Source organism: Streptomyces sp. NPDC048434 (assembly GCF_043200375.1).
Taxonomy (GTDB): Bacteria; Actinomycetota; Actinomycetes; order Streptomycetales; family Streptomycetaceae; genus Streptomyces.
This window is the reverse complement of record NZ_JBICXQ010000091.1, coordinates 1-1,469: the sequence shown is the minus strand read 5'-3', so window position 1 is coordinate 1,469 and position 1,469 is coordinate 1. Positions and strand designations below refer to the sequence as shown.

Annotated in this window: 1 protein-coding gene; it reads left to right on the top strand. The window is 68.2% G+C overall.

The window, feature by feature from the left end; all coding sequences use genetic code 11:
• Window positions 1-42: 42 nt before the first annotated feature.
• The gene (locus tag ACGFWI_RS38995) at window positions 43-1,275 is read left to right on the top strand and encodes an IS4 family transposase (protein ID WP_393910800.1); all 1,233 of its coding nucleotides are present in this window, start codon (window positions 43-45) and stop codon (window positions 1,273-1,275) included.
• Window positions 1,276-1,469 lie beyond the last annotated feature (194 nt).

Genomic DNA, 1,469 nt, shown 5'->3' with positions numbered 1-1,469 from the left:
CAATACCGGTGACTTTGGGGTGTTCGGGTCGTTGGGAGTGGTGTGCCAAGGCCCGGACAGGTGAAGTCGTCGGTGGATGACCGGCTTTCGGACCGGATTGCGCTCGGGGTGCTGACCCGCGCGTTTCCGCCGGAGCTGGTGGATGAGGTGATCGCGGAGTGCGGCCGCGCTGAGCGACGCCACCGGCTGTTGCCGGCCCGGGTGGTGGTCTATTTCGTGTTGGCGATGTGCCTGTTTTCCGGGCAGGGCTATGAGGAGGTCGCGCGACTCCTCACGCACGGGCTGCAGCGGATGGGTCGGTGGAAGGGGACGTGGCGGGTGCCGACCACTGCCGCGATCGGCCGGGCCCGGCTGCGGCTGGGCCCGGAACCCCTCAAGACCCTGTTCGCCCGGGTGTGCCGACCGGTGGCGACCGGAGAGACGAGCGGGGCCTGGTACCGGAGCTGGCGGCTGGTCGCCGTGGACGGCACCACCTTCGACGTGCCCGACACCGAAGCCAATGCCGGCTTCTTCGGTCGCCCGGGAGTCTGCCGGGGACAGGAGAAGAGCGCTTATCCGCAGGTGAGAGTGGCCGCGCTGGTCGAGTGCGGCACTCACGCCGTCTTCGCGGCCGAGACCGGTCCGCTGGCAGTCCATGAAACAGAGCTGGCCCAGCGCCTGTTCGGCGCACTGACGCCGGGGATGCTGCTGCTGGCCGACCGCGGTTTTCGCGGCTTCGACCTGTGGCAGGCCGCTGCCGCAACCGGTGCCGACCTGCTGTGGCGGGTCAAGAATGACGCCGTTCTGCCCATTCGGGCCCTGCTGGAGGACGGCTCCTACGTCTCGGAGATCGTCGCCGCCAGGGACAAGAACCGACGCGCGGACCCGGCACGGGTCCGCGTCATCGAGTACACCCTCGGCCCCGGCGGCACGGTCTACCGGCTGATCACCACCATCTTGGACCCCAAGGCTGCCTCCGCCACATCACTGGCCTTGCTCTACGCCCAGAGATGGGAGATCGAGACCACGCTGGACGAGATCAAAACCCATCAAGGCGGTCCCCGCCTCGTTCTGCGCTCACAGCACCCCCGCGGAGCCGAACAGGAAATCTTCGGCTTCCTCCTGGTGCACCACGCCCTGCGGGACCTGATTCACCAGGCAGCACAGCACTCCGGCCAGGACCCCGACCGGATCTCCTTCACCCGCACCCTGCGCATCGTCCGCCGCCACGTCACCGACCAGGCGGCATTTTCCCCCCTCACGACTGGCCCGGGCCCTGACCACAGCCCTGCATGAGATCCGCGAACGGCCCCTGCCACCCCGGCGGTTGCGCGCCAGCCCCCGCGTCATCAAACGCAAGATGTCCAACTGGAAACTCAAACGCACCCAGCACCGCAACCCGGCTCGGCCGGACACTCCCCGCGCGACGCTGGTCGGCCCGACCAAGACCAGACCTGCCAGCCGGAAAACAACCTAAATCACCGGTATTG